General features: G+C 59.8%; 13 protein-coding genes. 8 read left to right on the forward strand and 5 right to left on the reverse strand.

Annotated features, from left to right (window positions below; translation table 11 throughout):
- Positions 1 to 854: 854 nt before the first annotated feature.
- Complete coding sequence (locus tag ACFB49_RS03280) at positions 855 to 1,442, forward strand: FxDxF family PEP-CTERM protein (RefSeq protein WP_380875900.1); 588 nt, start codon at positions 855 to 857, stop codon at positions 1,440 to 1,442.
- 389 nt (positions 1,443 to 1,831) lie between these two features.
- On the opposite strand, the gene ACFB49_RS03285 is transcribed toward ACFB49_RS03280, so the two are convergent.
- Entirely contained in the window at positions 1,832 to 2,620 is a 789-nt protein-coding gene (locus ACFB49_RS03285; protein WP_380875902.1) for an acetyltransferase, read from the reverse strand.
- Positions 2,621 to 3,098: 478 nt separating this feature from the next.
- On the opposite strand from ACFB49_RS03285, the gene ACFB49_RS03290 reads away from it, so the two are divergent.
- Together ACFB49_RS03290 and ACFB49_RS03295 are read left to right on the forward strand one after the other, a co-directional pair.
- On the forward strand, positions 3,099 to 3,353 hold the full coding sequence (locus tag ACFB49_RS03290) for a hypothetical protein (RefSeq protein ID WP_380875904.1): 255 nt from the start codon (positions 3,099 to 3,101) through the stop codon (positions 3,351 to 3,353).
- A gap of 45 nt (positions 3,354 to 3,398) precedes the next feature.
- Positions 3,399 to 4,193 (forward strand): Crp/Fnr family transcriptional regulator, encoded by a 795-nt coding sequence (locus ACFB49_RS03295; RefSeq protein ID WP_380875906.1) that lies wholly within the window; start codon positions 3,399 to 3,401, stop codon positions 4,191 to 4,193.
- Here ACFB49_RS03295 and ACFB49_RS03300 read toward each other — a convergent pair.
- On the reverse strand, positions 4,171 to 4,425 hold the full coding sequence (locus tag ACFB49_RS03300) for a DUF6894 family protein (protein ID WP_380875909.1): 255 nt from the start codon (positions 4,423 to 4,425) through the stop codon (positions 4,171 to 4,173). The genes ACFB49_RS03295 and ACFB49_RS03300 overlap by 23 nt on opposite strands.
- Positions 4,426 to 5,069: 644 nt before the next feature.
- Here ACFB49_RS03300 and ACFB49_RS03305 point away from each other — a divergent pair.
- Together ACFB49_RS03305 and ACFB49_RS03310 are read left to right on the forward strand one after the other, a co-directional pair.
- Positions 5,070 to 6,671, forward strand: coding sequence for an alpha-amylase family glycosyl hydrolase (locus ACFB49_RS03305; protein WP_380875912.1), 1,602 nt, complete (start codon positions 5,070 to 5,072; stop codon positions 6,669 to 6,671).
- A 1-nt stretch (position 6,672) separates the two neighbouring features.
- The gene (locus ACFB49_RS03310) at positions 6,673 to 7,725 is read left to right on the forward strand and encodes a glycosyltransferase family 4 protein (RefSeq protein ID WP_380875914.1); all 1,053 of its coding nucleotides are present in this window, start codon (positions 6,673 to 6,675) and stop codon (positions 7,723 to 7,725) included.
- A gap of 215 nt (positions 7,726 to 7,940) precedes the next feature.
- Here the strand turns inward: ACFB49_RS03310 and ACFB49_RS03315 are convergent, their stop codons facing one another.
- Both ACFB49_RS03315 and ACFB49_RS03320 read right to left on the reverse strand, forming a co-directional pair.
- On the reverse strand, positions 7,941 to 8,195 hold the full coding sequence (locus ACFB49_RS03315; RefSeq protein ID WP_380875917.1) for a hypothetical protein: 255 nt from the start codon (positions 8,193 to 8,195) through the stop codon (positions 7,941 to 7,943).
- Positions 8,196 to 8,286: 91 nt separating this feature from the next.
- A complete protein-coding gene (locus tag ACFB49_RS03320; RefSeq protein ID WP_380875919.1) occupies positions 8,287 to 9,348 on the reverse strand; it encodes a helix-turn-helix domain-containing protein in 1,062 nt (353 codons plus the stop codon).
- A 135-nt stretch (positions 9,349 to 9,483) separates the two neighbouring features.
- Between ACFB49_RS03320 and ACFB49_RS03325 the strand changes: the two genes are divergently transcribed.
- The 3 genes from ACFB49_RS03325 to ACFB49_RS03335 all read left to right on the forward strand — a co-directional run bounded on the left by ACFB49_RS03325 (position 9,484) and on the right by ACFB49_RS03335 (position 14,522).
- A complete protein-coding gene (locus ACFB49_RS03325) occupies positions 9,484 to 11,790 on the forward strand; it encodes a TonB-dependent receptor (protein ID WP_380875922.1) in 2,307 nt (768 codons plus the stop codon).
- A complete protein-coding gene (locus ACFB49_RS03330) occupies positions 11,790 to 13,913 on the forward strand; it encodes an FAD-dependent oxidoreductase (protein ID WP_380875924.1) in 2,124 nt (707 codons plus the stop codon). The genes ACFB49_RS03325 and ACFB49_RS03330 overlap by 1 nt, the downstream gene beginning before the upstream one ends.
- Positions 13,914 to 13,997: 84 nt before the next feature.
- Positions 13,998 to 14,522 (forward strand): VOC family protein, encoded by a 525-nt coding sequence (locus ACFB49_RS03335; RefSeq protein ID WP_380875927.1) that lies wholly within the window; start codon positions 13,998 to 14,000, stop codon positions 14,520 to 14,522.
- A 44-nt stretch (positions 14,523 to 14,566) separates the two neighbouring features.
- Here ACFB49_RS03335 and ACFB49_RS03340 read toward each other — a convergent pair whose 3' ends face one another.
- Complete coding sequence (locus ACFB49_RS03340; RefSeq protein WP_380875929.1) at positions 14,567 to 15,085, reverse strand: nuclear transport factor 2 family protein; 519 nt, start codon at positions 15,083 to 15,085, stop codon at positions 14,567 to 14,569.
- Between the last annotated feature and the right edge of the window lie 17 nt (positions 15,086 to 15,102).

Below are 15,102 nucleotides of genomic sequence, written 5' to 3' on the forward strand. Positions count from 1 at the left end.
GCAGCGCGCTCCATCCCTATATTATTAGAAAATTTCACAAGGGTGAGCCCCGACGACTGCGCGAAGGAACGGGATAAATAGGACCGGCTAACACCGCACAGACCCGCCAGTTTCGCCGTGGAAGGCCGCTCATCTTCCGCTTCATTAAGGCAATGGCGGATCCCGCATAGCTGCCAATTCGCGAGGCCGGTCGGATCGGTGTCTGCTCGGTTCCACGCCCAGGCGACGCACAGGTTAAACAAGGATCAGATTGGCGGCGGAATCGACGGGAGCAGCGCTCCAAGGCCGGGTTCTAGAAATTCCATCATGACACGCCGTTCCTCACGACCGGCGTGCCTCCGGACGACGGGAAACCATTGTCATCAAAAGGTCGGATGCGGCACACGCCTTCAGTGCCAATCAAATATAAACTTAACAAATGATAATCTAAGTCTACTGAATTAACATGGATTATAATATAATGTCAGCTGAAAATGTCCCAAAATGGGACTATTCTCCGGAGTTCCGTCCATTACGCTTCCGAGATGACGTATATATATCCAGATGATATATGTATTTTCGGTCATATTGCCCAAATTGAATTTGAATTAATTGAAATTCTGGCAAATAGCGTGGGGCAAATAGAGGCAAATCGGAGTTTATACTGCATCTCGATGCCGATCTGGCGGGTTGCGTAACAGCTGCGTGGTCCTCGCCGAGAGTGGTGTTGTGATTGCCCAAATCCAAAGGGGGTAGCGTGAAAAAACAGGCTTTTGCCCGACGCCTCGAGCCTTCTCGGATCGTCGTCGCTCGCCTCAAGCGCGCTTCTCTTCCCGGCAAGGGCATCGGCGCGACGTTCGACACAGGAGCCTAATATGAAAAAACTTGCTTCCGCATTGGCGCTGGCCTCGGCAATTGCATTTGCTCCAGGTGCAATTGCGGCGGATTTCCTTCCCGGCGATCCGAACTTCACGGTGTCAGGCAAGCCGTTCACGGGCACTGACGCAGTATCTGCCTCAATCGGAAACGAGGGGCTTGATGGGACCGACTTCGACCGCTTCATCTTTACGATCGGTCCTGTGGGCGCGAACCCGATTGGGTTGGGAAGCGGCTCGATCACCACGATCTTCTCCGGCCTGGCCGGGGGTGTGGACGATCTGGATTTCGGTGAGGTCACTTTCTTCAACGGGGTGGATACCTTCATTGTGCCGGTATCCACTTTGGGGAAACAGGAATTCGCAGGGCTCAGCGACGTCCCGATCTTCTCCGGTCTCGAGAATATCCTCACGATCAATTATACGGCGCGTGGTCAGGGATCCTATGGCGGAACATTATCTTTCACACCGTCGGCCGTAGTGCCGGAGCCAGCGATCTGGCTGCAGATGATCCTCGGCTTTGGGGCAATTGGATTTGTCTTGCGCAAGCGCACGAGACAGGTGCTCCTCGACGCGTCGCACAGTTGAGCCAGCGCCTTTGATCCAGAGGCCGCATCCGGCATCTTGTCGGATGTCGGCTTTGGCTCCGACGTCGATCAAAACTCTGGCCCCGGGCGCTCGCGAACAGCTTTTCCAGCATTTGCGCCTGCCCGGGGTTATCACGCCCGATTGTCAAATTATCGAAACGCTTCTTCAGCGCGCTCCGCCGAGGTGGTCGCGCGGCCAGAGACGGGATACGAGAACTCCTGGCGCGCCGATATCTCTCAGTCGGGATAGGCGTTCCGGAACTCGTACCGGCCATCGGACCGCCGCCGCTTTGCGCCCGAACGGCAGCTTCATCTCAAAATATTTGCGGCATCCGCAGATTCCGGCCGCCATTTGCCGGCCTGGCTTGGGAGCTTCTCTCGCCAGCGACCTCAATTCGTTATCCGGTTCCGGGAAGTGATGGCCGGCAGGAAACGGCAGTTGACGTTATTTCGCACCCTTTGCTCGACTTCCCTCGAAAAAAAAAGCGGATAAAGCGAGCGGCCAGCGACGCGGTCACCGCCGTGGGCGTAGAACTCGATATATCTGCCTATGTCTGACACCGTGAGACGCATCAGCTGGGAGGCCGCGGCGACAGCCTGATTAGTGCGGAGCGCTCCCACTTTGGCAAAGCCCAGCATGCTTTCATAGAAACGTACGTGCCGAGGATTTACCTCAATAAAGAGGTCGGAGCATTTATATCGCTCGCTCCCATAGATGAAGATGGTGTGAAACATGGCAGCGAGAACATGTTTGGAGTCATTCGATGGTCGGCTCGCAAATTTCGTAATTTCGCAGAGGCTCGTTCCGGGATAGGACCTGGCTTCGTCAAGAACATCGGCAAATGTCTTATCAGCGGCCAACCCCGCCGCAGAGTCAACCGTGAGCGTTAGCGTGCCCACGACGTCGTCACCCGTGGATGCGAGGAACGTTGAGGAAGACTTGCTGGAGGAAAGCTTGTGATCATCTCCATAACCCCGCCAGCTATACATCCTGTTGAGGAGATCGCAGGCAAGAATGGATTGGCTCGCCATATCGATGATGTCGACGTCCAGCCTGCTATCAAGACGATTGCAATCATTCGCAAATTTGCCCGAAAAAAGCGGCGGATAGTCGGAAGAAGGAATAATAGAAATTGGTGACGAAACGAAACTGCTTTCACAGTCATAATGTATAGACATGCTTCGTCCCCACGTGCGACATTTTGTAATGATACCGAAATGATTGAGCGCTTTTGGTTAAGAGATCTCGCCATTTGCTGGTGAGATATTCAAAGGATACCCTTTGGATTCGAAAATGAGATTAGCCGTGTTGTGGAAGCGCCCGTTTGCACCGGAAAGAGCGCACGCTTAACTTGCTCCAGGTGCGCCGATATTGACGGGAAGTGAGACGAACCGGCCGATGTCGTCGCTCAGTCGAACGTCTAGCGGCGCACATTTTGCCGACGATGTGGACTAAATATTTGACCGAACAGCCAAAAGAAGCCGGTGACGTCTGGCCGGCTGATACGGCATGGTCGCGCACAAACCTAGACGGGAACAATTTATCGTCAGGAGCATTGCGGCCAGCTTGCTGGCCGAATCATATCGAGAGTGCCCATGGATTTTGGCGGGTAGAGGTGGATACGGATAAGCGGTTTCGGGTGCGGGTGATCATGCCATGCGTTTGGCGGATCGCAGCCTGGCTCGTCTGAGCGCTCCGGGTTTCGCGCATAAGATCCACCTTCCACGTTCTGGATTTGGTAAATCCCTTCCGTTGCTCCCACCCGACGGCAAAGCCTTACCGCCGCGTGAAAGTGCACCGGCCGTCATGGTTTTGCCGCAAGATCGAGATGATGCAGATCAAGGGCAGATTGCTCTGGATGTGCTAGAGAAGATCATTGCCGATGTTCCGCCTGCAGGCATCGGCGACTGAGAGTGTTTTTTGTCATGCTCCCGCTTGCGACGCTGGAGCCGTGCCATGAGCCTCTCCGATCCTGCTCCGCTGAAGCCCTTCATCGACAAGCTGACTGCGCGGTCCCGGCTTGGTGCCGTCGAGCAACAGGCCATGCTCGCCCTCCCGGCGCACGCCGTTCAGGTTCAGCCGAACCATGATTTCGTTCGCCTGGGCGAGCAGGTTCATCATGCCTGCTTCATCGTAGCGGGCCTCGTAGGCCGGATCGGCCTGAACAGGGATGGGTTTCGCCAGATTACGGCCGTCCATATTCCGACGGACATGGTCGACCTGCATTCGGTCGTCGTGCCCAAGGCAAGTTCAGCTTTGCAGGCCCTGTCAGTCGTGACGATCCTTCGTGTTCCGCATGTGGCACTACGCGAGATGACCCGGCTTCATCCAGCGATCGCCGAGGCCTTCTGGCGCGAGTGCGTTGTCGACGCGGCAGTCCTTGCAGAGTGGGTCGTAAACGTCGGACGTCGGGACGCTCGGGGGCGCCTCGCTCATCTGATTTGCGAAATCGCCTATCGCATCGAGGGGGCGGGCCATAGCGTCGGCCTCTTCGTTCCGTTTCCCGTCACGCAAGGCCAGATGGCCGACATGGTCGGACTGACGCCGGTTCACGTCAACCGGATGCTGAAGCGGTTACGGGATGATGAAGTTGTAGATGTCCGGTCCGGAACCATCCGGATCCTGGACTGGACGCGATTGCTCGATGTTGCCGACTTCGATCCGGCTTACCTCCATCTTCCCGAAACCGATGGCGCGCCCGCCGACGAGACCGAGGCAGATCGACCGATCAGGCCCGCACTTTCATCGTGAGAGCGTTCTCGAATGTCACGCTGAACAACAAGTCATGCGCTTCATTCTCGACGGCGATGAAGCAGGTGAGATCAAGGTGCCCCTCTCGCACATCGGCCGCCATCAAATCGCGGGCCGCCGCGACAGCCTCGTTCCGGGCGATGACGTCATTGGGCAATTCACGCCCCTCTTCGTCCGCGACGAACTCGCTCTCGCCGCCAAAATGCATGAAGTAGCGCATGGCCGGAATCATAACATCGGATGACAAGCCGGTCTTCGATCCACATCAATTTGCGCGTAATTCCCAGCTGGCGTTTCAGAACGGGAGGTTTCCGCGACAATCGGGTCCGTGCGGTACCCCCAACGGGGTAGGGAAGTGCCGACAGCCGCTGACGAACCCGCCTTGCACGAGAGCGTTTAAGTTATCGGATAGCCGTCGTGCGATATCCGCCGGCTTTCCAAACACGGTGATCGGAGATGCATCAGGGTGCCATGTTGCCGGGCTGCCAAATTACCGGGCTAGCGGGAAAGAAGGCAGCAAGCGTTGGCCTCCATCGCTACGCGGGAGCGCACCAGGGATGTGTGGGGGGAGGTGGCTCCCGCTATCAACCGGCTGACGGGGCATCAACCGGAGGCACGCCCAACTTCTATGAGCGCTGCGGTGAACGCCATTACGTAGAATCCCAGAATTCGACGGCGATGCCGCCAAAGCGGATATCGACCAGCAGGCAGCTCCCCGAAACCGGACGTTGGAAACAACATGCTATTGGCTTGGCAGGACAGAAAAAGGGGGATCCGGCGTGGGAATCTCACTCCCGCAGCGAGGAGGCCTTTCGTCGACATCGCGGGCTCCTTTTCGCCGCCACTAGCGTTGCGTGTGGGCAGGAGGCTCGGAATATGACGGAATCGGCAGCGTCGCGACCCTGGTGGGAGCATGGCGTAGTCTATCAGATCTACCCGCGATCCTTTCAGGACAGCGATGGCGACGGCGTCGGAGACCTTGCCGGGATAGAGGGGCGGCTGGACCATGTCGCCCGTCTGGGTGTGGATGCCATCTGGCTGTCGCCGATCTTTCCCTCCCCCATGGCCGACTTCGGATATGACGTTGCGGACTATTGCGGCATCGAGCCGACCTTCGGCAATCTTGCTGCTTTTGATCGGCTGCTGGCGGCCATTCACGCGCGCGGCCTGAAGCTGTTGCTCGATTTCGTTCCCAACCACAGCTCTGACCAGCATCCCTGGTTCATCGAGAGCAGCAGCGGTCGCAACAGCGCGAGACGGGACTGGTACATCTGGCGCGATCCGGCGCCTGACGGTGGTCCGCCCAATAACTGGATGAGCGATTTTGGCGGTTCGGCCTGGGAGTGGGATGATGCCAGCGGCCAATATTATCTGCACACGTTCCTCAAGGAACAGCCGGATCTCAACTGGCGCAATTCCGGTCTTCGCGACGCCATGCTGGAGGTGCTGCGCTTCTGGCTCGATCGTGGCGTCGACGGCTTCCGGATCGATGTCCTATGGTACATCGTCAAGGCGGAAGACATGCCCGACAATCCGGCCAACCCCGCCTGGCAACCCGGCATCCGCGATCGCGACCGGCTCGTCCAGCTGCATACCGCCGACTTGCCCGAGGCCCATGCGATCTCGGCCGATATGCGCGCATTAGCCGACAGTTATGGCGAGAAGCTGCTCGTCGGGGAAATCTTCCTACCCAACGATCGCCATGCACGGTGGTTCGGCACGGTCGAGCGCCCGCAGGTCCATCTCCCTTTCAATTTCCAATTGATCGAAGGCAGCTGGAACGCAGCCGGCATTCGGCAGCTGATCAGCGACTATGAAGCATCGTTACCGGCGTTTGGCTGGCCCAACTGGGTGATTGGTAGCCATGATGCACCGCGGATCGCCGCACGGCTGGGCGAGGCACAGGCGCGCGTGGCCGCAATGCTGCTGCTCACGCTGCGCGGCACGCCGACGCTCTATCAGGGAGACGAGATCGGTATCGGCGAAGTCGTCATTCCGCCCGATCGCGTCCGCGATCCATCCGAGCTGCGCGAACCCGGTCTCGGGCTCGGCCGCGACCGCTCACGCACGCCGATGCCTTGGGACGCATCTCGCTTCGCGGGGTTCAGTGCTGTCGAGCCATGGCTTCCCCTCAATCCCGATTGGCGCACGCGCAATGTCGCGGCACAGGAAGAGGATCCCCAGTCCATGCTCAGCCTCTATCGCGAGCTGCTGGCGTTACGTCGAACCCAAGTCGCGTTGGCGATCGGTATCATAGAACTTCTGGACGCGGATACCGACGTCCTCGCTTATGAACGCCGGCACGGTTCCGAGCGGTGTTTGATCATGCTCAATCTGAGCGGAAGCGAGCGGTCGCTCCTGATGCCGGCCCGACTGCCCGGCGTCGAATTGCTCGCATCGACATTGACCATGCGAGCCGTGGACGGAACACTCGCCCCAAATGAAGGGCTCGTATTTCGCGTGCTTGGGGCGCGCTGAGATGCGGGTCGCAATGCTCGCGCCGATCGCCTGGCGGACCCCACCGCGCCATTATGGGCCGTGGGAGTTCGTCACCAGCCTGCTGACGGAAGCGCTGGTCGCACGCGGTGTCGATGTCACTTTGTTCGCAACGCTTGACAGTGTGACCGCGGCAAAGCTCGATGGCGTCGTACCCGCACCCTATAATGATAATCCTTCGATCGATGCGAAGGTCTGGGAATTCCGACATCTCGCTCATCTGTTCGAGCAGGCAGATCGCTTCGACATCATTCACAACCAGGCCGACTTTCCGGCCCACGCGTTTGTGCGACTCGTCGACACACCAATCGTCACGACGATCCACGGCTTCTCCTCGGAACGTATCCTGCCGATGTATGCGCCCTATCAGGATCGCGTGCATTATGTCGCGATAAGCGCCGCGGACCGCCATCCCGACCTGCGCTACGCCGCGACAATCCATCACGGCATTCCCTTCGAAGATTTCCCCTTTGATCCGTCAGGGTCCGACGACCTGCTCTTTTTCGGGCGCATCCATCCCGACAAGGGGGCGGCCGAGGCAATACGCGCGGCGCAAGATTCCGGACGCCGCCTCAATATGTACGGCATCGTCCAGGATGAGGATTATTTCCTGCGTGAAGTGGCGCATATCAGCGACGGCTTGGCTGTAGTCTATCACGGGTCGGTCGGCGGCACTGAGCGCTTGAAAGCCCTCGGCCACGCGCGAGCCTTGCTTCACCTGGTCAATTTCGACGAACCGTTCGGCCTCTCCGTGATCGAAGCCATGGCCTGCGGAACGCCTGTCATCGCCACACGGCGAGGCTCCATGCCCGAACTGATCGAGCACGGCGTTACCGGCTTTCTGGTCGACTCGCACGAGGAGGCGGTGGGGGCCATATCCAGGATCGACGAGATAGATCGCGCCGCGGTGCGGCGCGTTGCAGCACGCCGCTTCACTGTCGACGCGATGGCTGACGCCTATCTGAGACTTTACGAATGGATCCTGGTTCAAAGGGACGACTACGCGTTGAGAGGCTCGTTACGCGCGAAAGTGTGAAAAGAGACTGCGACCGCTCGATCAGCCTCGGCCGCAACCGCCGACATGGCTGACTTTAGCGGGGCTTCTGTCGACGCCTGAAAGCCGCCGGCAATTCAGTTTTGGAATAATGACCAGCTTCTGGAGGCGTCCAGCGGTCCAAAGGCGTCAGCGTTGTTGGTTTGCCGCCGTCTCCGCGCATTCTCTCGTTTCGAAGCGGCGACGCGAGCGGAAAATTACGTAAACGTCGTTCGTCGATCGAGTGCTTGTCCCGCGGTTTGCGCAAACCCATTCTCGGGTGGCTCGTCAATGACGGTGGCGAGGTAGCGGCGCGGATGTTCGCGCAGGCGAAGCGCGGGTTGCTCGGCCAGGCGGCAGAAGGTCTCCTGCGCCAGATCGCTCGCACGCGCGCGGTTTGCCAGCCAGTTGAGTAGCCAACTGGCGTGTGTGCGATAGATCGCATCCAGATCGGAATGGGTCGCGGCAGTCACGCCAATCTGCTAGCAACGATGCAAATAACTCGCAATAGCGGGAACTGCTCCGGTTCAAGCGGTGCGCCGATCCCTTATCTGCCTTTGAGGATCACACGGCGGTAGGACTGCTTGCCGCCAGGCGCCACGCGGCGGGCGGCATGTTGGTCCACGCCGTGAAGGCGCGCCTGAAGGTGGCAACATCGACATATTGCAGACGGGCGGAAATTTCCCGAACACTGAGCGTCGTGCCGCGGAGCAATTCGAAGGCAAGATCGCGCCGACATTGCATGCGGAGTTGAACGAGAGACGATCCTTCCCGCTTCAGTCGGCGTCGAAACGTCGCCGAGGTCATACCGAACATCCGCGCCAGCGTATCGATGCCAGGCGTTTGCCCGTCCAGCGAGAGGGCCGCGCGAATGGCGGCGATGACCTGTGAACTCAAACTCTCGTCGCCGTAATCGGGAGGGAGCAGATCGAAGGGGAACAAGGCGAACAGGGCGTCCAGTTCACTCGGCTTGCGGGCGATCGGCCGATCGAGAAAATGACTGGCGAAGGCGAAGCTGTCCCCGGCCTGACCAAATCTTGGGCTGATGCTGAACAATTCAGGGAGGGCTGCGTGGCGCAAGGAGGCGGGATAAGCCACGGTCACGTCGATCAGCGGCACTTCCGCGCTGATCAGCCAGCCAAGGATGCGATGATAGCTTGCCAGCGAGAAGATTGAGATGAGCAACTCAGGCACGCTCTTCTCGCGCGTCCGCCGGTCGATCGTGAATCGCACGACATTGCCGGCTTCCGACACCGTCCACTCGGCGACCCGGTCGCCCAGCATCGCATAGAAATCGGTCATGACGCCGATCGCCTCGCGCAAGGTCGGACAGCCGAGCATGGCCAACAGGAGGATGCGATGGTTCCGAACCGGAAACGGCTTCATCCCGTTCTTGCGGCAGCTTTCATAATGGAAGGCCAGAATGCATTCCCCGGCCAAACGCGCGATCGCAGCCCTGGAAACCAGGCGCGCGCGGCCCTCCCTCAAGGCCGCTTCGATCAACGTCAGGCCAGATCGCCGGAGGGCGCCCGGGACATCGCCGCCGATTTCCTCAAGCGTGTCGAGCAATACCGCCATCGCGGCCGCGGGAACTGAACTGGGTACGGCCGGCACCGGCTGACGCATCTGACGTCTCCAGAGGGTTTGATCCGACAATAGCCGAACTGCGCGATAATACCCCCTAATTCGCACGCTTATGCCCCCCTCTGCCGGATTCTGTCCCCGTAGGTTTGCTCAACAAGAATGAAGGGGGAGAGGAAAATGACCAGGAGCGCTTGGCTGCTTGCCGGGAGTGCGTGTCTGTTTTGCGGCACCGCACATGCGCAGGAAACCGCACAGAATGTGTCGCTCGAAGACATCGTCGTCACGGCGCAGAAGCGCACCGAGAACTTGCAGGACACACCGCTGGCCGTGAGCGCGGTCACGGCCGACACGATCGACAAGCGCGGCATCACCGATGTTTCCAGCCTTACGGCGATTGCGCCCAACCTCAGCATCACGACGACCGGCGCTTCGACATCGAATATCGCACTCTTCATCCGTGGCATTGGCGAGAGCGAGACGATCCTGACGGTGGATTCGCCCGTCGGCCTTTATGTCGATGGCATCGTTCTCGGACGGAGCTCCGGCGCCGTCTTCGATCTTGTCGACCTCGAGCGGATCGAAGTGCTGCGGGGGCCGCAAGGCACGCTGTACGGCCGCAACACCATTGGCGGTGCGGTAAACCTGATTTCCAAGAAGCCGACGGCCGATTTCGGCATCGAACAATGGCTGAGTTACGGGCGCTTCGATTACATCCAGGCCAAGACAAGTCTCAACACAGGCACGCTTGGCGACAGCGGCATTCGCGCACAGTTCACCTATCTGCACAAGCAGCGCGACGGCTATGCCGACAATGTGCTTGCCAAGGACAGCGCTGATCCGGGCGCCTATAACGTCGACGCCTTCCGGCTATCGGTCGCCTATGATCAGGGCGGCCCGCTGCGCCTGAATTACACTTACGACTATAATGACCGGCGGAGCGTCGCCAATCAGAACCAGCTGGCGGTCGCGCGCCCGGATATTGCGGCGTACATCAACGCGTCATCCGCGCTGGGCGGGAACGCGCCCCAGATATCGCGCAACCGGATCGATCGTCTGATCCTCGATCATGATGGCCCCATTCGCGATAAGGTCCAGGGACACGCGCTCACTGCCGAGATCGACCTGGGCGACAATCTGACACTGCGTTCGCTGACCGGTTATCGCAAATGGGACAATTCGGTCGTCAACGATCAGGACGGCAACGGCGGACTGGTCGGGTTCGTCGTCGATCCGATATTGTTCGCGGGCGGCCCTTTCATCCCGCTCGGCGTCCAGCCGATCAGCCTGTTCCATCTCACCTTCGAGCGCGATCAGGACCAATGGACCCAGGAATTCAATCTGCTCGGCAAGATCGGTGATCGGACCGAATTCGTGCTCGGCGCCTTCTATTTCGAAGAGGTCGCGCACGAAGAAAATCCGACTTTCCTGACCTTCATCGTTCCGTCGCCGACGCCTATCCCGGTCACGCCGACGGTGAGCGTGGATTCCTTCGGCGTTAATCTGGCGAGCAATTTCATCTATCGCCACAAGTCGCGGTCGAAGGCCGTGTTCGGTCAGATCACGACACCCTTGGCGGATCGGCTCAATCTGACCGCAGGCGCTCGCTACACCTGGGACGACAAGCATCTCGATCAGACGCTCCCCACGGCGCGCAATCTCGATCGCAGCTTCGACAATTTCAATTGGGCACTCACGCTCGATTATCAGTGGCCCAACGACATCATGGCCTATGCGCGAGTCGCAACCGGATACAAAGCGGGCGGCTTCAATGCGCGCTCGATCAACGAGGGGTTCGATCCGGAGGATCTGACTTCTTACGAAATCGGGCTGAAGACGGAGCTTTTCGATCGCCGCCTGCGGTTCAATGTCGCGCTGTTCCATGCCGTTCACAAGGATGTGCAGGTAGGCCAGTTCCTGGCCGGATCCGGTGGCTCGGTCGGCATCACCGTCAACGCCGGCAACGCCCATTACAATGGCGTCGAAGCCGAGTTCACGGCGCTCGTCACCGACAACATCATCCTGACCGGCAACGTCGGGTACACGCATCGCGACTACAAGAAATTCGAGATTCGCAATCCGCTGACCGACCAGATCGTCGACATCGCCGATGATGCCCATTTCATCTATTCGCCCGACACGACGGCAAACCTTGGGCTGGAATATCGCTTTGATCCCTTCGCCTTCGGACAGCTCGCTGCGCGCCTCGATTATTCCTACCGAAGCAGCATGTATTGGCATGCGGGAACGCTGCTGAACCCATTCAACGATGTGATCGCGGACGACGGCGTCGGGCGGCTTGATGCGCGTGTGACGCTTTCGCAGCTGAAACTCGGCAGCGGCACGGCCGAAATTTCGCTCTGGGGCAAGAACATCACCGATGAGAACTACCTCCTCGGCGGCGTTGACTTTGGTTCTCTGGGTTTCGCCACCGTCAGCTACGCGGAGCCCCGAACCTATGGCATCGATCTGCGGGTGAAGTTCTAATGGCTGCACCTCGTTACGATCATTTGACGTCGAGCGGCCGGATCGGGCCGATGGTCCTGCCCAACCGCATGCTGCTGACGGCGATGGGGGCTGGCCTTGCCGAAGCCGATGGGACATGTGGCGAGCGCCTGCGGGCCTTTCACAGCCGGCAGGCCGAAGGCGGCATCGGCCTAGTCACGCTGGGCGTCGTGGGCGTCGGCTGGCCGATCGGTTCAAACATGAAGGGCCAACCGGCTTTGTCCGAGGACCGGCATATTGCCGGCCTGGCGCAGCTTGCCCGGGCCGTCCAGGCGCACGGATCGCGATTTGCGGTTCAGCTCCATTTCGGTGGCCTGGTCGCGATGGAGGACATGCTGGCGGGCCGGCCGGCATGGACGCCCTCGCTGCCCGTCATGATCGACGGGGACATGATGGCGGGATTTCTGGAGGAGGAAGCGGCCGTCGCGCCGTTCTTCCAGCTCAGTGATGTCCGGTACAAGGTGATGACCCGTGCGGATATCGCCGAGCTTGTGGCGATGTTCGGCGCGGCGGCAACGCGTGCCCGAGAGGCCGGCGTCGACGGGATCGAGATCCATGCCGGCCATGGCTACATCATCTCGTCCTTTCTTTCCCCCGCCACCAATCGGCGCGACGACGAATATGGTGGCAGTGTCGCGAACCGGGCGCGGCTGCTCGTCGAGATCATTCGCGCGGTGCGGGAAGGCGCGGGACCGGAAATCGCCGTCTGGTGCAAGATCGACACCGAGGAATATGAACGCGAAGGCGGTATCCGGCTCCACCACGCGCTCGAGACGGCGAGACTTGCCGAGGCCGCCGGGGCCCAGGCGATCACCGTCACCGCCAATCACGAAACGTCGCGGGGCGCGCTTCACTCGGGCTCTCACACTCCTCATGAGCCTGGCCTCAACATACCGAAAGCCGCAGCCATCAAGGCGGCGGTATCGGTGCCGGTGATCGTATCGGGCCGGATCGAGCCGGCGGTCGCGGAGAGTATCATCGCTCGTGGTGAGGCCGATTTCCTCGCCATGGGGCGGAAGATGCTGGCGGACCCCAGTCTCCCCGCCAAAGTCGCCAATGGACGAGCCGAGAGCATATTGCCCTGCATCTATTGCTACACCTGCATCAGCGCGATCTATCTCGGAGACTCGGTGCGCTGCGCGGTCAATCCTGAAACCGCTTTCGAGCAGGACGCATGGCTGGAACCGACAGCCAACCCCAAACATGTCGCAGTGATCGGCGGTGGGCCGGCAGGGCTTGAGGCTGCGCGCCGGTTGCGCCTGAGGGGCCATAGGGTCACTCTATTCGAGCGAGCAGCGGTGCTTGGCGGCACGTTGCGGTTCGCCTCGATCGCCTACGACCCCAATGAGCGTCTGCTCGATTGGCTTATCCGTGAAGTCGAGGCTGCGGACATCGATGCCCGCCTGAACACGGAAGCGACCGTGGAGACGGTCCGCGCGCTGGGCATCGACGAGATTGTGGTCGCGAGCGGCGCCCGCCGCGATCTCTGTCGGCTTCCCGGCGACGATCTGCCGCATGTGCTCAACGGCGACGATCTCAGGCGCCTGATGCTGGGCGAAGCGCCTGCACCGGGGCGCAAGAAGCTTGGATGGTCAGCACGGGCGGCGGCGAAGCTTGCCTCCGCCACCGGCGCCACGGCCCTCCCATCGGTGGTTCGTGCAGCCACGAAGACCTGGATGCCACTCGGCGACGAGATCGTCATCGTTGGCGGCGATCTGGTCGGGCTCGAACTCGCGGAGTTTCTGGCCCATCGGGGGCGTCGCGTCACGATCATCGATGAGGCGGCGAAGTTCGGGCGAGGACTCCAGGTAGTTCGCCGATGGCGCATTCTGGATGAGTTGAGAGACGCCGGAGTCAATTTCCACCCGTCCGTTCGCAACATCCAAATCGGCAAGGATGCCGTCCGCGCCGAATCCGTCGAAGGCGCCAACCTCGAGTGGCGGGCCGATAACGTGCTCGTGGCCAAGGGTGCGGGCAGCGATGATCGGCTGGCCGAGGCGTTCCGGGCGGGTGGGTTCACTCCGCATATCATTGGCGATGCCGGGGGCATCGGCTTCGTCGAAGGCGCCATGCGGAGTGCTGCGACAGTGGCGCGAACCCTGTGACCGTGGGGAACCAAGGGTAGCGCTACGGGGCGTGCTCTTCATTAAAAATGATCAGTATCGCAAATATTTGGAGGGGAGAGGTCGGTGGGCGTCAAGGGAGTGAACCGCATCATGATTGCCGTGCGCGATCTGGAAAGTGCAAAGCAAAGATATCACGACCTTCTGGGCGCGACTTTTGTGGATGCCCACTGGACCGGAGAGCCCTTCGGCATAAGTGTATCCATCGCATGGGATGCCGGGATCGAGCTGTGCGCGCCTCTTGCCGGTCGGGAAGAAGACAGCGCTGTGTCCGCGTTTCTGGCTACGCATGGAGAAGGCTTAATGAACGTGTTCTTCAACGTGGGTGACGGCGTTGCGGCGATGGAACGTGCGGCCCGTGAAGGACACAGATCCCTTCACTCCCTGGATTATACTCAGGCCGAAATCGACCAACATCTGGGTGGGCTATTTGGCAGATACCAGGAGTTCACCTTGGATACGGCCGAACGATGCGGCTTTACAGTCAGCCTCGCCAGGATTGAACCCAGGCATGGCTCGCGTCCCAGTTTGTCCGACGAAATAGACTCTTCCGCTGGAAATAAAGACTTTGCGGACCGGTGGCATCCATAGTCTGTCGTGGTCCACGGGCTCGATGAGGGAAATGTGCGCCTGATCTATTGCGACGAACTTCCGAAATATCTTTCGTCGGCAAAATCCCAGAGGCGCGAGCGGATGTTGATGCCCTTCTCCTTCAATCCGCCGAGCATCTTCATCAGTTTCTTGATCGAAGGCGTGCGCGGCATGGCCCGGCCATATTTATATTCCGAGCTGTCATAATAATCCGACCAGCGGATGATCTTGTCGCCTTCGATCACCATCACCGAGGCAAGCTCGCCGACGAATTTGTCACCGGTTTCGCGGTTGTAGTTCGTCTCGACCCGTTCGGCGAACACGACGTTGCCGGATGCCGCGATATTCTTGATGTCGCAATGAACATAGGGGCGGTCGAACATCTCGAGATAGGCATCGAGCCCCACCTGCACCATTTCCAGGCCGAGATTGGCGCCAAGACCGGTGTCGCACTTGATGACATCGGGGTGGAGATAGCGATCGAAGGCGATGCGCATCCCCTCGGTATCGCAGCAGGCGAAATAGTCGAGCACCAGTTGTTTCGGGTCGGGAGTGCCGCTCATTATTTCCTCCAGAAAGT

Origin of the sequence: Sphingomonas sp. DBB INV C78 (assembly GCF_042693015.1) — a bacterium.
In the GTDB taxonomy this organism is placed as follows: domain Bacteria; phylum Pseudomonadota; class Alphaproteobacteria; order Sphingomonadales; family Sphingomonadaceae; genus Sphingomonas_E.